The organism is Microbulbifer sp. S227A, assembly GCF_049800935.1.
Genome location: NZ_JBNAFZ010000021.1, coordinates 25,237 through 42,114, shown reverse-complemented (window position 1 = coordinate 42,114; position 16,878 = coordinate 25,237). Strand labels below are relative to the sequence as shown.

The following is a 16,878-nucleotide window of genomic DNA, read 5'->3' as shown; positions in this document are numbered from 1 at the left end:
GGGACGGCTGTGAAGAGGTCGGCGACGAGGCCGAAATCGGCGACCTGGAAGATCGGGGCCTCTTCGTCCTTGTTGATGGCGACGATGATCTTGCTGTCTTTCATGCCGGCGAGGTGCTGGATGGCGCCCGAGATGCCGATCGCGACATAGAGATCGGGGGCGACGACCTTGCCGGTCTGGCCCACCTGCCAGTCGTTCGGCGCATAGCCCGAATCGACCGCCGCGCGCGAGGCTCCGACGGCGGCGCCCAGCTTGTCGGCGAGGCTCTCGATCAGCGCGAAATCCTCTTGCGAGCCGACGCCGCGGCCGCCGGAAACCACCACCCCCGCCGAGGTCAGCTCGGGGCGATCGCTCTCGGCAACCTTGTCCTCGACCCATTCCGACAGGCCCGGATCCGCCGCCGCCGACACGGTCGCAACCGTGGCCGACCCGCCGTCACCCGCCGCGTCAAAGGTCGAGGTGCGGATCGTCACGACCTTTTTCGCATCGCCCGATTTCACCGTCTGGATCGCGTTGCCCGCATAGATCGGGCGCTCGAACGTGTCGCCGTCGACAACCCCGGAAACGTCGGAAATCACCATCACGTCCAACAGCGCGGCCACCCGCGGCATCACGTTCTTGGCGTCGGTCGTGGCCGGGGCAACGATATGTTCATACTCTCCGGCCAAGCTGGCAATCAACGCTGCCGTCGATTCGGCCAGGCGGTGGCCCAGGCTGGCATCCTCGGCCACCAGAACCCTGGATACCCCCGCGATCTTCGCGGCGGCCTCACCCGCGGCGGCGGCTGAGGCGCCACAGCACAGCGCGGTCACATCGCCCAGCATGGTTGCGGCGGTCACCGCCTTTGCCGTCGCGTCCAGCGCCAGTTCGCCATCCGTAACCTCGGCAAGCAAAAGTACAGCCATTATACAGCCCCCACTTCCTTGAGTTTCGCAACCAGCTCGTCCACCGAACCCACCTTGATCCCCGCGGCGCGGGCCTCGGGCTCGGCGGTCTTGACGATCGACAGGCGCGGCGCCACGTCGACGCCGTAATCCGCCGCCGTCTTTTCATCCAGCGGCTTTTTCTTGGCCTTCATGATGTTGGGCAGGCTGGCATAGCGCGGCTCGTTCAGGCGCAGGTCCACGGTGATGATCGCCGGCATCCTGACCTTGATGGTCTGCAGGCCGCCATCCACCTCGCGGGTCACCACCGCGCTGTCGCCATCGATGCCAAGCTCGGAGGCAAAGGTGCCCTGGCTCCAGCCCAGCAGCGCCGACAGCATCTGACCGGTGGCGTTCATGTCGTTGTCGATCGCCTGCTTGCCACAGAGCACCAGGCCGGGCTGCTCTTCATCCACGATCGCCTTGAGGATCTTGGCCACCGCCAGCGGCTCGATATCGCTGTGAACGTCATCCGCGGCCACCACCAGGATCGCCCGGTCCGCCCCCATCGCCAACGCCGTGCGCAGCGTCTCCTGGCTCTGCTTGACACCGATCGAAACCGCCACGATCTCATCCGCCTGGCCCGCTTCCTTCAAACGGATCGCCTCTTCCACCGCAATCTCGTCAAACGGGTTCATCGACATCTTGACATTCGCAAGATCAACACCGCTTCCGTCCGCCTTCACTCGAACCTTGACGTTATAGTCAATCACGCGCTTGACAGGCACCAATACCTTCATATGCGTCTCTCCTTGTTAGATGTGCAGAGCCTTGCCGAGCGATTTCAGGGCAGTTTCCTGAACCGTCTCGGACAAGGTGGGATGGGCGTGGATGGTTGCCGCGATATCGGTCAGGGTCGCGCCCATCTCGATTGCCAGGGCAAATTCGCCCGAGAGTTCGGAAACGCTCGCGCCGACCGCGTGCAGCCCAAGCACCAGCTCGGTTTCCGGATCATGGACAATGCGGACGAATCCGTCATCGCGCTCCATGGTCATCGAACGGCCATTGGCGGCAAAGGGAAACAATGCGGTTCGCGCCCCATCGATGTCGCCGGGCAGGGCGCCGACCGTGACGATCTCGGGGTCGGTAAAGCACACCGCGGGAATGGCGCGCTTGTCCCAAACCGAGGGTTGTCCCGCGATATGTTCGGCAACGATCGTGCCTTGCGCCATGGCGCGGTGGGCCAGCATCGGATCGCCGGTCACGTCGCCGATGGCATAGACGCCGCGCATCGAGGTGGCGCAGTGATCGTCGATTGCCACAAACGGGCCGTTCATCGTCAGGCCCAGGTCATCGAGACCAAAGCCCTGTGTCACCGGGGCGCGGCCGACGGTCACGAGGATCTTGTCGGACGGGATTTCCAGCGCGCCATCCTGCGTTTCCGTGAGCAGGGCGTTGCCGTCCTCGGACAGACCCCTGGCCTTGGCGGACAGGTGCAACGTGATGCCAAGCGCCTTGAGCCGGTTCAGCACCGGTTTGGTCAGTTCGGCATCATATTGCGGCAGAATCCGGTCGGCGGCCTCGACCACCGTGACAGCCGCGCCAAGCTTGGCCATGGCGGTGCCGATCTCCAGCCCGATATAGCCGCCGCCAACCACGGTCAGCTTTTGCGGAACCTCTTGCAGATCCAGGGCTTCGGTCGATGAAATCACCGGACCGCCAAAGGGCAGGAAGGGCAGCTCGAAGGGGCGCGAACCGGTTGCGATCACGAGGTTTTCGCAAGTTATCCGCAGCGGCCCCTCGGCGGTGGCGACCTCGACGGTCTTGCCGTCGATGATCTGCGCATTGCCCGAGACCGTGCGCGTCCTGGCCTTTTTCAGCAGCCCGGATACCCCGGTGGTCAGCCGTTTGACGATCCCGTCCTTCCAGGCCACCGTTTTTGCCATGTCGATGGTCGGGGTCGCGGTTGCGATGCCCAGGTCGTTATCGCCGGTGAAATGTGCCACCTTGGCGAATTCATCGGCGGCGTGGATCAGCGCCTTGGACGGGATACAGCCCACGTTCAGGCAGGTGCCGCCGGGTTTGTTGCCCTCGACCACGATCGTATCGATGCCCAACTGCCCCGCGCGGATGCCACAGACATAGCCGCCCGGGCCCGCGCCGATGATCAGCAGCTTGCAGGTTTCGGTATTCATGGATCACTCCTCCATAAAGATCAGGGCCGGGGTTTCCAGCAGGGTCTTGATGCGCTGCACGAACACCGCCGCGTCCCAGCCGTCGATCACGCGGTGATCGAAGCTGGCCGAAATGTTCATCATCTTGCGCGGCACGAACTGGCTGCCGTCCCACATCGGGCGGGTGGCCATCTTGTTCACGCCAAGAATGGCGACTTCGGGGTGGTTGATGATCGGCGTGGTGGCAAGCGCACCCAGCGGGCCGAGCGAGGTGATGGTGATGGTCGATCCGGTCAGCTCATCGCGCTTGGCCTTGCCGGTGCGCGCCGCTTCGGACAGGCGCGAGATCTCGGCGGCGGTCTGAAACAGGCCAAGGCTTTCGACATGCCGCAGAACCGGCACCACCAGCCCCGCATCGGTCATCGTCGCCATACCGATATTGACCCCCGCGTGGCGAATGACGATGCCGTCATCATCCATGTAATGGGCATTCATCTCGGGGTGATCCACAACCGCCCTGGACAGGGCCGCGGCGATAAAGGGCAGCACCGTCAGCTTGGGTTTGTCGCCGCGCCGGGCATTCATGTTGGCGCGCAGATCTTCCAGCCCGGTGACGTCCACCTCTTCGACCACCGTGATATGCGGGATCCGCGCATTCGCCAGCGCCATGCGTTCGGCGATCTTGCGGCGCATGCCGATGACCTTGATTTCCTCGGTTCCGGTGCGGGCGACGCGCCCGGTGCCGCCGCCTTGCGTGGCGGGCTGTGGCGGCTGGGCGAAGACCGTGTCGAGATCCTGCTGGGTGATGCGCCCTGCGGGGCCGGTTCCGTGAACCTGGCGCAGGTCGATGCCACCCTTGCGCGCCCGGGCGCGCACCGAAGGCGAGGCCAGCGGCGCGATGCCTTCGGCGCGCGGCGGTGCCGAACGGGCCAACGTGGTCGGAGCGGCGGGTGTTACCGGTGCCACCGGGGATGCCTCGGGTGCCTTGGCGTCCGGGGCGGGCTCGGGCGTGTCGTCCGCCGGTTCCGCTGCCGTGCTGGTCTCGGCCACCGCTTCGGCATCGGTTTCGATGCGCACGAGGTCGGAGCCGACGGCGAGGATGTCGCCGACTTCGCCCGCGATCCAGGTGATCTTGCCATCATAGAGCGAGGGGATTTCGACGGTTGCCTTGTCGGTCATGACGGCGGCGATAACGTCGTCTTCCTTGACCACGTCGCCGACCTTGACGTTCCATTCCGCCAGCTCGGCCTCGGTCACACCTTCGCCCACGTCAGGCAGTTTTACGGAAAGAATGTTCATTCAGTCCTCCATCGCTTTCTGAAGGGCGCGGATCACCCGATCCGGACCCGGGAAATAGTCCCACTCGGTAGCGTGCGGATAGGGCGCATCCCAGCCGGTGACCCGTTGCAGCGGTGATTTCAGGTGCCAGAAACAGGCTTCCTGAACCTCGGCGATCAATTCGCCGCCAAAGCCGCTGGTGCGCGTGGCCTCGTGGATCACCACACAGCGACCGGTCTTTTCGACCGACGCCTTGATGGTTTCCAGATCCAGCGGCAACAGGCTGCGCAGGTCGATGATCTCGGCATCGATGCCCGATTTTTCGACGGCGGCCTCGGCCACGTAGACCATGGTGCCATAGGCGAGGATGGTCACATCCGACCCCGCGCGGCGGATATCCGCCTTGCCCAGCTCGATGCTGTAGTGGCCCTCGGGCACCTCGCCCGCCGGGTGCTTGGCCCAGCCCACCGATTTGCCCGAGTGATCGCCATAGAACGGGCCGTTATAGAGCCGCTTGGGTTCCAGGAAAATCACCGGGTCCGGGTCTTCGATGGCAGCGATCAGCAGGCCCTTGGCGTCATAGGGGGTCGAGGGGATCACCACCTTGAGCCCGGCGACATGGGTGAACAGCGCCTCGGGGCTCTGGCTGTGGGTCTGGCCGCCGAAAATGCCGCCGCCCGTGGGCATCCGCACCACCAGAGGGCAGGTGAACATCTCGTTCGAGCGGTGACGCAGACGCGCCGCCTCCTGGGTGATCTGGTCATAGGCGGGATAGACGTAGTCCGCGAACTGCACCTCGGCACAGGGGCGCATGCCCTGCGCGGCCATGCCGACCGCCATGCCGACGATGGCGCTTTCGTTGATGGGGGTGTCAAACACCCGGTTTTCGCCATGCTTGGCCTGAAGCCCGGCGGTGCAACGGAACACGCCGCCGAAATAGCCGACATCCTCGCCAAAGACCAGAACCTTGGGATCCTGGCTCAGCTTGACATCCATGGCGTCGCGCAGGGCTTCGATCATTGTCATTCTTGGCATGTCAGTACCCCATTTCCTGGCGTTGGCGGCGCAGGTGCTCGGGCATGTCCGCGTAGACACCTTTGAAGATCGTCGAGGGCGATGTCGGTTTCGGGTTCACGAATGTCCCGTGGCTTTCGACCTCTTTCTGGATGGCGGTCACACCGTCCAGGATCTCGGCCTCGGTCTGTACATGGCGTTCGTCGGACCAGTCGCCGCGCAGCACCAGATGCGCCTTGAGCCGGTCGATCGGGTCGCCCAGCGGCCAGGCCTTGGCCTCGTCCTTGGGGCGATAGGCCGACGGGTCGTCCGAGGTGGAATGCGCGGCAACACGATAGGTAAACCATTCGATCGCCACCGGTCCGTGCCCGGCCCGCGTGCGTTCCACGGCCCATTTCGACGCTGCCGCCACCGCGAGATAGTCGTTGCCGTCAACCCGAAGCGCCGGGATGCCATAGCCCCGCGCGCGGGATGCATAGGTGCGCGAGCCGCCGGTAGCGACGCCGGTATAGGTCGAGATCGCCCATTGGTTGTTGACGATGTTCAGGATCACCGGGGGCCGGTAGACAGAAGCGGTCAGCAGCGCGGCGTGAAAGTCGTTGGACGCGGTTGCGCCATCGCCGATCCAGGCCGCCGCGATCTGGCCATTGTCGCTCAGCGCGTTTGCCATCGCCCAGCCGACCGCCTGGATGTACTGGGTGCCCAGGTTGCCGGAGATGCTGAAAAACCCATGCTCGCGCGAGGAATGCATGATCGGCAATTGCCGTCCTTCCAGCGGGTCGAGATCGTTGGAATAAAGCTGGCCCATCAGGGCTTCGAGCGGGAAGTCCGCGGCGATCAGCAGGCTTTGCTGCCGATAGGTCGGGAAGTTCATGTCGCCCTTGGCAAGCTGGCGCTGAAAGCCGCAGCCGATGGCCTCTTCTCCGGTGCATTGCAGGTAGAACGAGGTCTTGCCCTGGCGTTGCGCATTCAACATGCGCTTGTCCAGGGCGCGCATCCGGAGCATGTCGCGCAGGCCCTGCAACAGCGCTTCGGAGTCCAGGTCCGCGATGTAATCGGCCCAGGGTCCGACGGCCTTGCCCTCGTCATTCAGCACGCGGATCAGGCCGTTGGAGTAATCGCGGCTGTCATTGGCCGTGATGTCCAGCGGCGGCACATCCAAAGCGCCGGCGGGCGGAATGTCGAGCGCCGAGAAGTCCGGGGCCTCGTTGGGTCGCGCCGGCGGATGGGGAAAGTTGAGCTTGGTGGTCATTTCGCCTGCATCCTTGTGCCCGCATCCAGGCGGATGACTTCGCCGTTCAGCATGGTGTTCCCCGCGATATGCAGCGCGAGATCGGCAAATTCCTCGACCCGGCCAAGCCGTTGCGGGAACTCCGAGGTCTGCGCCAGCGCGTCCTGTACCTCTTGCGGGAACGCGGTGACCATCGGGGTGGCAAAGATGCCGGGCGCGATGGCGACGACACGGATGCCGCTCTTGGCGAGATCGCGCGCCATCGGCAGCGTCAGCCCGACCACACCCGCCTTGGACGAGGCATAGGCAAGCTGGCCCATCTGGCCTTCATAGGCGGCGATCGAGGCGGTGTTGATGATGACCCCGCGCTCGTTATCCTGGTTCAGCGGATGCGCCGCCGACATGCCAAGCGCCGATTGCGTCGCGACGTTGAACGTACCGATCAGGTTGACGCCGACCACCTTGGCATAAAGGTCCGGATCATGTGCCGCGCCGCGTGACACGGTCTTGGCGGCGGGGGCGATGCCCGCGCAATTGACACAGATGCGTTCCTGCCCCTGCGCATCGCGCAGCTGGGCGAGGGCGGTCGCAACCGCACCGGCATCGGAAATGTCGCATTGCGCAAAGCTCGCGCCGATCTCGGCGGCAAATGCGGCACCGGAATCGGCGTTCATGTCGAGAATGCCAACCGGGACATTCTGGCCGCGCAGGGCCGTGGCCACCGCGGCACCAAGCCCCGAGGCCCCGCCCGTGATGATGGCGGGTGTGGTTTCGCCGATCTTCATCGCTGATACCTCCGTTTCAGATCGCGTGAGATGTTGATGCGCTGAACGTCCGAAGTGCCTTCGTAGATCTGGCACACGCGCACGTCGCGATAGATGCGTTCAAGTGGGAATTCGGACAGGTAGCCATAGCCGCCAAGCGTCTGGATCGCGTCCGACACCACCCGCTCGGCCATCTGGCTGGCGGTCAGCTTGGCAATCGAGGCTTCGCGCAGGCAGGGCTGGCCCAGGTCCTTGAGCCGCGCGGCGTGCAGCACCAGCTGCCGTGCCGCTTCGATCTGGGCATCCATGTCGGCCAGGCGGAAGGCCACGGCCTGATGGTCAAAGATCGGCTTGCCGAACGCCGTGCGTTCCAGCGCATAGTCAACCGCATAGTCCAGCGCCGCCTGCGCCATGCCCACCGATTGCGAGGCGATGCCGATGCGTCCGGCTTCGAGCGACGACAGCGCGATAGACAGGCCCTGGCCCTCTTCGCCAATCAACGCAGCCTTGTCGAGCTGCATGTCCTCAAAGGTCAGGGCGCAGGTGTCGGATGCCTTCTGGCCCAGCTTCTTTTCCGGTTCGGCGACGATATAGCCGGGCGTGCCCTGTTCGAAATAGAACGCGGAGATGCCCTTTTTGCCAGCGTCTGGGTCAGTGACCGCAAAGCCGATCGTGGCCCCACCGATCCGGGCCGAGGTGATGAACTGTTTCGAGCCGTTCAGCACATAGCCGTCATTGCTGCGCGTGGCGCGCGCACGGATTGCGGCGGCATCGGTTCCCGTGCTTGGTTCGGTCAGGGCGAAACACCCGATGAACGCCCCCTGTGCCGCCGGTTTCAACCAAGCTTCCTGTTGTTCGGCCGAGGCGTATTTTTGCAGGATCGCGCAGAACGGGGCGTTATGCACTGACATCATGGTCGACACAGCACCGTCACCCGCCGCGATTTCCATCAGGGCAAGCGCATAAGACACGTAATCGGCCCCCGCGCCGCCCATCTCATCGGGCACGGTCATGCCGAGAAAGCCAAGCTGGCCCATCTCGCCGATGATTTCGGCCTCGATCTGGCCCGCCGCTTCGCGGTCTGCCGCGCCGGGTGCCAGTTTTTCCTGGGAAAACTGGCGCGCCATGTCGCGGATCATGGACTGTTCTTCGGTCAGGATTCCCGACATCGGATCACTCCCTTTCAATCGCGACGGCAAGCGCTTCGCCGCCGCCGATGCAGATCGCGGCGATGCCGCGCCTGGCGTCGCGCTGCTCGAGCGCGCTCAGCAGGGTCACGAGGATGCGCGCGCCCGAGGCTCCGATGGGATGGCCAAGGGCGCAGGCTCCGCCATTGACGTTCATGCGGTCGTGATCGATGCCCAGATCCTGCATGAAGGCCATGGCGACCACGGCAAAGGCCTCGTTGACCTCCCACAGGTCCACGTCGTCAACCGACCAGCCGATGCGATCCAGCAGCTTTTGCGCGGCGGCGACAGGCGCGGTGGTGAACCAGCCCGGCTCTTGCGCATGGCCGGAGAAACCGACGATCTTGGCGCGGATCGGATAGCCTTCGGCTGCGGCCACATCGCGCGCCGCCAGCACCAGCGCCGCCGCCCCGTCCGAGATCGACGATGCGTTTGCCGCCGTGACGGTGCCGTCCTTGGCAAAGGCGGGCTTCAGTGTCGGAATCTTGTCGGGCCGGGCATTGCGCGGCTGTTCGTCGGTTTCGATGGTGACCGACCCCTTGCGCGACTTGACGGTGACCGGAGTGATTTCGGCGGCAAGGATGCCGTTCTCCGAGGCGCTCAGCGCCCGTTTGAGCGAGGCGATGGCGTATTCGTCCTGTGCCTCGCGGCTGAACTGGTACTTGTCGGCGCAGTTTTCTGCAAAGCTGCCCATCAACCCGCCTTCATAGGCATCTTCGAGCCCGTCCAGGAACATGTGATCGACCAGCCCCACATGCCCCAGCCGCGCGCCCGAACGCGTGTTCGGCGACAGGTAGGGCGCGTTGGACATGCTTTCCATGCCGCCCGCAACCACGATATTGCTATGGCCCGAACCGATCTGGTTGCAGCCCTGGATCACCGCCTGCATGCCGGACCCGCAGACCTTGCTGATCGCGGTGGCGGGTGTCGCCAGCGGCAATCCGGCACCCAGGCTGGCCTGCCGCGCCGGGGCCTGTCCAACACCCGCGGGCAGCACGATACCCATCAGGGTCTCGTCCACGGCGGAACCCGGTGTGCCGGCCTCTGCAAGGGCGCCGCGAATTGCCGCCGCCCCCAGTTCGGTTGCGGTTACGTTACTCAATTCACCCTGAAAACCACCCATCGGCGTGCGTTTCGCACCGACGATAACAACCTCTGCCATCGGACTCCCCCTGGCTGTCTGAAACTTGTGGGGCACTATGCCATGCCGGTCGGGGCTAGGTATTCCAAAGGTGGACATATCCGGCAAAGTTTTGCATGGTTCAGCGACGAATATTTAAAATCGGGGCTAAATCATGCTTGATCTGGATGAAACGGACATGCGCATACTTCGGGCGATGCAGGCTGATGGCAGCCGCACGGTCACCGAAATCGCCGAGCGGGTGGGGCTGTCGCAATCGCCCTGTTCGCGCAGGATCAATCATCTGCAAGAACTCGGAATCATCCGTGGCAAGAATGTCGATCTGGACCGCAGGCGGCTTGGATTCAACATGCTCGTGGTGGCGCGGGTCAAGCTGAACAAGCATGACAGGAAGGCGTTGGAGGCGTTCAAACGCGAAATTCGCGCGGTTCCGGAAATCCAGTATGCTGTCCTGTTGCTTGGGGGGTTCGACTATCACCTGCATATCGTGGTGCGTGATATCGATCATTACCAGGCGCTTGTTCAGGACAAGCTGGTGACGATGCCGGGCGTTCAGGAGATGGAAAGCTCGGTGATTCTGGACGTGGTCAAAAAGACCACGGCCCTACCGATCTGACGCAATATTCATGCGCAGGGTCAGTTGATTTCAACGATCTTGCCCGGATTCATGATATTGTCCGGATCCACCGCGCGTTTCAGCGTCGCCATGAGCGCATAGGCGGCGCCGTGTTCATCGGCCATGTATTTCTTTTTGCCGATGCCCACGCCATGTTCGCCAGTGACCGTTCCGCCAAAGGAAAGGGCAACGTGGTTGACCTCGGCGGCGAGCGTCTTGGCGCGGGTCAGCTCATCCGGGTCATTGGGATCGAACAGGATCAGCAGGTGGAAATTGCCGTCGCCCACATGTCCGACAATCGGGGCGATCATCCCGGCCTCGGCAATCAGCGCCTTGGTGCGGGCGATGCAATCGGCCAGGGCCGAGATCGGCACACAACAATCGGTGACAACGCCTTCGCAGCCCTGGCGCAGGGATTTTCCGGCATAATAGGCATTGTGCCGCGCGGTCCAGAGCCGGTTGCGGTCTTCGGCCCTGGTGGCCCATTGGAACCCGGAAACGCCGAATTCCCCACCCACGCTCTCGAACAGTTCGACCTGTTCCCTGACCCCGGCTTCCGAGCCGTGGAACTCGAGGAAAAGATGCGGTTTTTCCGGCAGGTTCAGGTCGGGATTATAGATATTCATCCCTTTCATCTGCACATCGTCCAGCAATTCGATCCGGGCCATGGGGATGCCAATCTGGATCGCCATGATCACCGTGTTCACCGCATCGTCGACCGTTTCAAAGGCGCAGGTGGCCGCAAGGATCGTGTCAGGCTGGCCAAACAGGCGCACGGTCAGTTCGGTGATGATGCCAAGCGTTCCCTCGGAGCCGACAAACAGATGCGTCAGGTCATAGCCCGCCGAGGATTTGCGCGCCCGCGAGCCGGTGTTGATCACCGTTCCATCGGGCAGCACGACCTCGAGCGCCATGACGTTTTCGCGCATCGTGCCATAGCGCACGGTATTGGTGCCCGAGGCCCGGGTGGCGGCCATCCCGCCCAGGGTGGCATCCGCGCCGGGGTCGACCGTGAACATCAGGCCGGTGGCCCGCAGGTCATCGTTGAGCTGGGTCCGCGTGACCCCCGGCTGGACCACCGCGTCCAGGTCGCTTTCGTGGATTTCGAGAACCTTGTTCATGCGGCTGGTATCAACGCTGATGCCGCCACGGACGGGGATGACGTGACCTTCAAGCGAGGTGCCGATACCAAAAGGCACCACCGGCACGCCATGGCCCGAGCAGATTTTCATGATCGCCGAAACCTCCTGGGTGTTTTCGGGAAACACCACGGCGTCGGGCAGGGCGGGTTCCGAATAGGCTTCGTCCCGGCCGTGAATTTCCCGGATCGATTCGCCGGTCGACAGGCGGTCTCCCAGCAGGTCTTTCAAGGCGGCGATGGCAATAGCGGTCTTGTCCTGAGTCACGTCAGTCCCCTCGTTTCATGTGTCGGTGCGGCTGTCAGAGTTCGGGCGGCGGGGTTGCCGATGGCGCGCCCATCGTTGCGGCAATGGCCTTGCCCCCATACCCCTCGATCATCGTTTCCTGATCGGCAAAGGCCCGAGCATTGACCGCCTGCGGGTCGCAGATTTTCCCGAGTTCGTCACGCAGCGCGCTCAGAGTATCGGCATGGCGGGGGTCCTGGGCAAGGTTGACGGTTTCTTCCGGGTCTTCGCGCAGGTTGAACAGTTCCGGGTCAAAGCCAACATATTCGATCAGCTTCCAGTCTCCCTTGCGCAGCATGAACGCCCCCGAGACCGCGCCGATCGCGTGATATTCGCTGAGTACGGCGCGATCGGTATCGTTTTCTTGGCGCGCGATGTCATAGAGCGACCGCGCCGGCCGTTCGCCGGGCAGGGTTGCGTCGAAATGGTCGATGATGGTTTCCGAAACATCCAGCAGCGAGGCGGTGGTGGCGCAAACCTCTCCCCCGGCGGGCGCGGTGCTGGGCGCGGGGGCAACAATCAGCGGAATACCGGCGGATTCCTCGTACATGTTCATCTTGCCCCATAGCCCGCGCACGCCAAGGTTCTCGCCGTGATCGCTGGAATAGATGATGGTGGTGTCGTCAAACTGTCCGCTGGCCCTGAGCGCCTCGACAATCCGGCCGACATTATGGTCCATCCAGCTTGTCAGCCCGTAATAGGCGGCGATCGCGGTGCGGCGTTCCTCTTCGTCTTTCCAGCCGTCCTCGGCAATCATCGACGCGGCCTGTTTCTCGATCCAGGGGTGCTGGCGATATCCGTCACGCGGGTGCAGCTTGTCGGCGGGCAGGGTGTCGAGCGGGTAGAGATCATAGAATTCCTGTGGCGCCACCAGCGGGTGATGCGGTGCGACCAGCCCCACATAAAGGCACCAGGGTTCATCGTCATCGCGCGCGCCGGCCAGCCAGTCACAGGTCCGGTCGGTCACTGCCCGGTCATACCGGGTGTAATTGCTCTCGCCGGGGCCGATATAGTCGCCCATCATCCGCACGCCTTGGTGAAAGACGCGATCCTCTTCCTTGCGCAGAGAGCCCCAGACCATGCCAACCCCGTCAACGACCTGCATGGCGATATGTGACACGTCGAAACCGGCGTCGTCGTCATCCTTGCGGTAGTGCAGCTTGCCGATGGATTCGACACGCACGCCCTTGTCCTGCAACGCATGGCCCCAGCCGCGCGGCGTGCCGGTATAGGGCATCGCGTTGTCCCAGCAACCGATATCGTGCACGTAGCGCCCGGTGGCAAAGGCCGCCCGCGCCGGTACGCAGATCGGTGAGGGCGTATAGGCGTTGGTAAACCGGGTTCCCCGCGCGGCCAGCGCGTCAAGGTTGGGCGTTTGCGCCACAGGGTGCCCGGCGCAGGACATGGCGCGCGCCTGGTGTTGGTCAGACAGGATCACAAGCAGATTGGGCGTTTTGGTCATTCGTCAGGCTTTCTCGGAGGGTTCGGCGGCAATGCCAAAGTCGGTTTTCTCGGCGGCCTTGGCCAGCGCCTTGATGGCGTCATGCAGGACCGATTGTGCTTCGGGGCTCAGCGCGGCGAGCAGGTGCTTTTGACGGGCATCAAGCTCGGGGCCCAGCCTGTCATGTGCCAGACGGCCCTTTTCCGTAAGTTCGATACGGTGCTGGCGCTTGTCGTTCTCATAGGGAAGGCTGCGCGCGTATCCTTGCTCGACAAGCACGCTCAGGGTCTTGCTGAACTGGCTCTTGTCGATGCCGGCGGCCTTGCGAACCGAGGTGGTCGTGTCGGCGATTCCCCATGCCACCAGCCGGATGATGCGCCATTGGGCCAGGTTGAGATCGCCATGCCGCGAGATGATCGCTTTTGCCTGCGCATTCAGCGCGGAGTGAAGCTGCGCGATCTGAAACGACAGCGGCAAATCCAGGTCAATCGCACCGTCAGAAGGAATCGTGGTCATTGTGCACCTCTCTTGCCGCCAGAATTGTCCGGGTTAGTGGAAATGTCAACCTTATCGTTGACTTTTCCACCTCTTTCTGCGATTCGATTGGCATCAGAGGAGGAAAACCCATGCGAATCCTGAAAACCTGCGCTGCCCTGTCTGTGATGATGTTGACGCCGTTGGCCGCCCTTGCGGAGGGATGGACGCCGCCCGGCCCGATCAAGCTGATGATCGGTTTTGCCGCCGGTGGCGGCGCCGACACCCAGGCCCGTCTGATTGCCGAGGCGATCGAGGCCCGGACCGGCTGGACCGTGATCCCCGAGCAGGCCACCGGCAATAGCGGGCTGAACCTGTTGACCGCACTCAGCAAGGAACCCGCCGACGGCACCGCCATTGGCATGGGGATCACCGAGACGCTGTCTTATAACCTGCTCGCCGCCGCGGGCAGCGGACTGTCGGCGGGGGATTTCACGCCGCTGGCCACGACCGCCGCGTTCCAGGCGGGGCTGGTTGCCATGGCAGGTGGCGATTTCGACAGCTGGGACAAGGTCAAGGCCGCTTCCCAGGCCGGAACCGCCATTCGTTTTGGCACCGCGACGACACGGCAGGGCGATCTGGCCTATCTCTTTGGCCTGGAAAGCGGCATTGATTTCAACATCGTCTCGGTCAAGGGCGGCAAGGCCATCATGAATGGCATGCGCGCCGGTGACATCGATATCGGTTGGGTTGCCGGAGCCCAGGCCAAGCCCGTGACGCAGGGCGAGATGGTGAACATTGCCACCGCCATTGCAACGCCGCTCCGCGAATCTCCGGATGCCCCGTCGATCGTTGACCTGGGCAGCAAATATTACCTGGACGGCTATTTCATGTTCCTGGCCCCCGGAAACATGGACCCCGCCGCGCGCGAGGCCATCGGGGCAGCCATTGCCGACGTGTTGAACGACCCGGAAACCGATGCGGCCAAGCTGGTGACCAAAGGGTTCGGTGGACCGACCGTCATCACCGGGGCCGAGCTTGATGCGCTGATGGCGACGGCGGTCGAAGAGTCCCAGGGGCTGCTTCAGGCGGTGTCGGAATAACCGCGTTCTGATCGAAAGGGGTCAATTCGATGCCTGACAGACTCAAACCGGAAATCGTTCTCGGGCTGCTTGTCGTGTTGGCGGGTGTGCTGGCCATCCTGTTCTGGCTTCCCGCCGATACCGGCTCGGGGATCGTCGTCAAGTCGCGCGGCAAGTTCAGCATCGGTGACGCCTTTGCGCCGACGGTTGGCTTTTCCCTGCTGGTGTTCTCGGGCCTGCTCCTGTTGCTTGAGAGCCGTTCGAAACCTGGCGGGCCCGCCATCACGGCGCGTCACGCGGGATTTGCCATGATCGCCTTTGCGGTCTTTGCAATCTCGCTTGCGGTGATGCGCTGGACCGGGCCGATCCTCGTGACGATGATACAGGGCGAGGGCATCAGCTATCGCGACTTGCGCGATACCGTGCCGTGGAAATATCTCGGCTTTCTCGCCGGGGGCTGCCTGTTGGTCGGTGGATTCATCTGCCTCGCCAGCCGCCAGGTCCGGCCGGTGTTCTTCCTGGTCGGACTGGCGGCGGCGCTGGTGATGATCGCGATCTATGACCTGCCTTTCGAAGACCTGCTCCTGCCTCCAAATGGTGACGTATGACAGAGATTCTCCACTATGTCTGGCTTGGCGTGTTGTCCGTGTTTACCGGACCGGCGCTGTTTGACATCGCCGGGATCGGCGTTCCCACGGCGCTGGTGATGCTGTTTTTCGGCCTGCTGACCGGGATTGCCGTCGGGGCCACACCGGGGCTTGCGGGGCCGATGGCGATGGCGGTGTCCTTGCCGATCCTGCTGTCGGTGTTCGGCGTCTCGGCGGATGCGCTGCTGCCGGTCTTTGCCTTCCTGATCGGGATCATGAAGGGCGCCACTGTCGGCGGCGCGGTGCCGGCCATCCTGTTCAACACGCCGGGCACGCCGGATGCCTTCATGACCACGCTTGACGGGTATCCGATGACCCTGCGCGGCACCCCCAAGCGGGCGCTCAAGATCGCGCATTTCTCGTCGGTGTCGGGCGACACGATTTCGGATATCGTGCTGTTTGTCTGTGCGCCGTTCCTGGCGGTGATGGTTGAATCGGTGCTGGACCTGCCGGAAAAGACCGCGTTGATCATCCTGTCGCTGTCTTTCATTGCCTCGGTGATGGGGAAATCGGTGGCCAAGGGCCTGATCTCGGTCAGCCTCGGGCTGATCGCTGCCTTTGTCGCCACCGGCAACACGTTTCATCCGCGCATGACGATGGGCATCGATGCGCTGTCCGAGGGGTTTCCGCTGATTGCCGCCGTGCTGGGCGTGCTGATCCTGGGCGAAGTCTATATGGCGATTTTTTCGATGTGGTCGGGGCTGCGCGACACGTCCGCCGACATTCGCGAGGCCGAGCATGAACCCGATGGGCTGCGCCCCGGCGACCTGCGGCGTACCTTGCCCTTTATCGGCAGATCATCGATGATCGGTTGCGTGATCGGCGCGCTGCCGGGGGTTGGATCGACGCTGGCGGCGACGCTGGGCTATACCATCGGCAAACGCGTGCACGATGCGCGCAAGGCCCCCGACGCCAAGAGCTTTGGCGACGGCATTCCCGAAGGGATCGCGGCGACCGAAGCGGCCAATTCCGCGGTGTCCGGTGCCAACCTGATCCCGGTCCTGTCGCTGGGCATTCCGGGCAATGCCGCCGCGGTTTTCCTGATCCTCGCGGCGGACAGTATCGGCGGTTTCAATCCGGGGCCTTCGGTTTTCACCTTTACCGCGCCCCAGATCAACCCTGAGCTGGTGATCGCCTTTGGCCTGTTTACCCTGATGGCGCTTGGCAACTTGCTCAACTGGACGATCGGCGGCGTGTTCATGCGCGGAATGGGGGTCATGGCGCGGGTGCCGAACCGCATCCTGTTGCCGGTGGTGCTGTTGGTGACGCTGACCGCGATCTACGTTCAGGAAACCAGCCTGACCGCCTTGTGGATCGCGATCCTGTTCGGGTTTCTCGGCTTTTTCCTGCGGGTATTGGAAATCTCGATCCTGCCCTTTGTCATCGCCTTCATCCTGGCCGGTCCGCTGGAAAACACCGCGCGGCAGGCCTTTGGAGCCTCGGGCGGTGATCCGTTCTTTCTGCTGCGCAGCCCGGTGGCGGTTGGCCTCTTGATCGCAACCGCCGTGGTGATCGTGTTCCTGATGCGCAGGAAATAGCCCC

16 protein-coding genes are annotated in these 16,878 nt (G+C 63.5%); 4 read left to right on the top strand and 12 right to left on the bottom strand.

Annotation, left to right across the window (positions count from 1 at the left end):
* The 9 genes from ACP15R_RS25340 to ACP15R_RS25300 all read right to left on the bottom strand — a co-directional run.
* Positions 1-905, bottom strand: a 905-nt coding sequence (locus tag ACP15R_RS25340; RefSeq protein WP_424988677.1) for an electron transfer flavoprotein subunit alpha/FixB family protein, incomplete at its 3' end; no start/stop codon positions are given.
* Entirely contained in the window at positions 905-1,663 is a 759-nt protein-coding gene (locus tag ACP15R_RS25335; protein WP_424985798.1) for an electron transfer flavoprotein subunit beta/FixA family protein, read from the bottom strand. The genes ACP15R_RS25335 and ACP15R_RS25340, both read right to left, overlap by 1 nt.
* A 15-nt stretch (positions 1,664-1,678) precedes the next feature.
* Complete coding sequence (lpdA, locus tag ACP15R_RS25330; RefSeq protein WP_424988676.1) at positions 1,679-3,058, bottom strand: dihydrolipoyl dehydrogenase; 1,380 nt, start codon at positions 3,056-3,058, stop codon at positions 1,679-1,681.
* A 3-nt stretch (positions 3,059-3,061) separates the two neighbouring features.
* The gene (locus ACP15R_RS25325) at positions 3,062-4,336 is read right to left on the bottom strand and encodes a dihydrolipoamide acetyltransferase family protein (protein ID WP_424988675.1); all 1,275 of its coding nucleotides are present in this window, start codon (positions 4,334-4,336) and stop codon (positions 3,062-3,064) included.
* A complete protein-coding gene (locus ACP15R_RS25320; protein ID WP_424988674.1) occupies positions 4,337-5,350 on the bottom strand; it encodes an alpha-ketoacid dehydrogenase subunit beta in 1,014 nt (337 codons plus the stop codon).
* Between the two features lies 1 nt (position 5,351).
* Positions 5,352-6,581 carry a thiamine pyrophosphate-dependent enzyme gene (locus tag ACP15R_RS25315; RefSeq protein WP_424988673.1) on the bottom strand — a complete coding sequence of 410 codons (1,230 nt, stop codon included), beginning with the start codon at positions 6,579-6,581 and terminating at the stop codon, positions 5,352-5,354.
* Positions 6,578-7,345: an SDR family NAD(P)-dependent oxidoreductase gene (locus ACP15R_RS25310; protein WP_424988672.1), complete on the bottom strand. Its 768-nt coding sequence runs from the start codon at positions 7,343-7,345 to the stop codon at positions 6,578-6,580. Before ACP15R_RS25310 ends, ACP15R_RS25315 begins: the two co-directional genes overlap by 4 nt.
* Complete coding sequence (locus ACP15R_RS25305) at positions 7,342-8,493, bottom strand: acyl-CoA dehydrogenase family protein (protein ID WP_424988671.1); 1,152 nt, start codon at positions 8,491-8,493, stop codon at positions 7,342-7,344. The genes ACP15R_RS25310 and ACP15R_RS25305 overlap by 4 nt, the downstream gene beginning before the upstream one ends.
* Positions 8,494-8,497: 4 nt before the next feature.
* Positions 8,498-9,673: a thiolase family protein gene (locus ACP15R_RS25300; RefSeq protein ID WP_424988670.1), complete on the bottom strand. Its 1,176-nt coding sequence runs from the start codon at positions 9,671-9,673 to the stop codon at positions 8,498-8,500.
* 133 nt (positions 9,674-9,806) lie between these two features.
* Between ACP15R_RS25300 and ACP15R_RS25295 the strand changes: the two genes are divergently transcribed.
* Entirely contained in the window at positions 9,807-10,268 is a 462-nt protein-coding gene (locus tag ACP15R_RS25295; protein ID WP_424988669.1) for an Lrp/AsnC family transcriptional regulator, read from the top strand.
* Positions 10,269-10,288: 20 nt separating this feature from the next.
* Here ACP15R_RS25295 and ACP15R_RS25290 read toward each other — a convergent pair whose 3' ends face one another.
* From ACP15R_RS25290 to ACP15R_RS25280, 3 genes are read right to left on the bottom strand one after another with little or no spacing between them, the layout of a single operon-like run.
* Complete coding sequence (locus tag ACP15R_RS25290; protein ID WP_424988668.1) at positions 10,289-11,674, bottom strand: FAD-binding oxidoreductase; 1,386 nt, start codon at positions 11,672-11,674, stop codon at positions 10,289-10,291.
* A 34-nt stretch (positions 11,675-11,708) separates the two neighbouring features.
* On the bottom strand, positions 11,709-13,154 hold the full coding sequence (locus ACP15R_RS25285; RefSeq protein ID WP_424988667.1) for a sulfatase-like hydrolase/transferase: 1,446 nt from the start codon (positions 13,152-13,154) through the stop codon (positions 11,709-11,711).
* Positions 13,155-13,157: 3 nt separating this feature from the next.
* Positions 13,158-13,649, bottom strand: a complete 492-nt coding sequence (locus tag ACP15R_RS25280; RefSeq protein ID WP_424988666.1) for a MarR family winged helix-turn-helix transcriptional regulator — start codon at positions 13,647-13,649, stop codon at positions 13,158-13,160.
* A gap of 110 nt (positions 13,650-13,759) precedes the next feature.
* On the opposite strand from ACP15R_RS25280, the gene ACP15R_RS25275 reads away from it, so the two are divergent.
* The 3 genes from ACP15R_RS25275 to ACP15R_RS25265 are packed head-to-tail and all read left to right on the top strand — an operon-like array spanning position 13,760 to position 16,874.
* Positions 13,760-14,710: a hypothetical protein gene (locus ACP15R_RS25275; protein ID WP_424988665.1), complete on the top strand. Its 951-nt coding sequence runs from the start codon at positions 13,760-13,762 to the stop codon at positions 14,708-14,710.
* Positions 14,711-14,739: 29 nt separating this feature from the next.
* Positions 14,740-15,297 (top strand): hypothetical protein, encoded by a 558-nt coding sequence (locus ACP15R_RS25270; protein ID WP_424988664.1) that lies wholly within the window; start codon positions 14,740-14,742, stop codon positions 15,295-15,297.
* Positions 15,294-16,874 (top strand): tripartite tricarboxylate transporter permease, encoded by a 1,581-nt coding sequence (locus ACP15R_RS25265; RefSeq protein ID WP_424988663.1) that lies wholly within the window; start codon positions 15,294-15,296, stop codon positions 16,872-16,874. The genes ACP15R_RS25270 and ACP15R_RS25265 overlap by 4 nt, the downstream gene beginning before the upstream one ends.
* Positions 16,875-16,878: the final 4 nt, after the last annotated feature.

Excerpts from the sequence above, each read along its gene's own strand:
- ACP15R_RS25335 (WP_424985798.1), bottom strand. The coding sequence starts at position 1,663 with ATGAAGGTATTGGTGCCTGTCAAGCGCGTGATTGACTATAACGTCAAG.
- lpdA (WP_424988676.1), bottom strand. The coding sequence starts at position 3,058 with ATGAATACCGAAACCTGCAAGCTGCTGATCATCGGCGCGGGCCCGGGC.
- ACP15R_RS25325 (WP_424988675.1), bottom strand. The coding sequence starts at position 4,336 with ATGAACATTCTTTCCGTAAAACTGCCTGACGTGGGCGAAGGTGTGACC.
- ACP15R_RS25320 (WP_424988674.1), bottom strand. The coding sequence starts at position 5,350 with ATGCCAAGAATGACAATGATCGAAGCCCTGCGCGACGCCATGGATGTC.
- ACP15R_RS25315 (WP_424988673.1), bottom strand. The coding sequence starts at position 6,581 with ATGACCACCAAGCTCAACTTTCCCCATCCGCCGGCGCGACCCAACGAG.
- ACP15R_RS25310 (WP_424988672.1), bottom strand. The coding sequence starts at position 7,345 with ATGAAGATCGGCGAAACCACACCCGCCATCATCACGGGCGGGGCCTCG.
- ACP15R_RS25305 (WP_424988671.1), bottom strand. The coding sequence starts at position 8,493 with ATGTCGGGAATCCTGACCGAAGAACAGTCCATGATCCGCGACATGGCG.
- ACP15R_RS25300 (WP_424988670.1), bottom strand. The coding sequence starts at position 9,673 with ATGGCAGAGGTTGTTATCGTCGGTGCGAAACGCACGCCGATGGGTGGT.
- ACP15R_RS25295 (WP_424988669.1), top strand. The coding sequence starts at position 9,807 with ATGCTTGATCTGGATGAAACGGACATGCGCATACTTCGGGCGATGCAG.
- ACP15R_RS25285 (WP_424988667.1), bottom strand. The coding sequence starts at position 13,154 with ATGACCAAAACGCCCAATCTGCTTGTGATCCTGTCTGACCAACACCAG.
- ACP15R_RS25280 (WP_424988666.1), bottom strand. The coding sequence starts at position 13,649 with ATGACCACGATTCCTTCTGACGGTGCGATTGACCTGGATTTGCCGCTG.
- ACP15R_RS25275 (WP_424988665.1), top strand. The coding sequence starts at position 13,760 with ATGCGAATCCTGAAAACCTGCGCTGCCCTGTCTGTGATGATGTTGACG.
- ACP15R_RS25270 (WP_424988664.1), top strand. The coding sequence starts at position 14,740 with ATGCCTGACAGACTCAAACCGGAAATCGTTCTCGGGCTGCTTGTCGTG.
- ACP15R_RS25265 (WP_424988663.1), top strand. The coding sequence starts at position 15,294 with ATGACAGAGATTCTCCACTATGTCTGGCTTGGCGTGTTGTCCGTGTTT.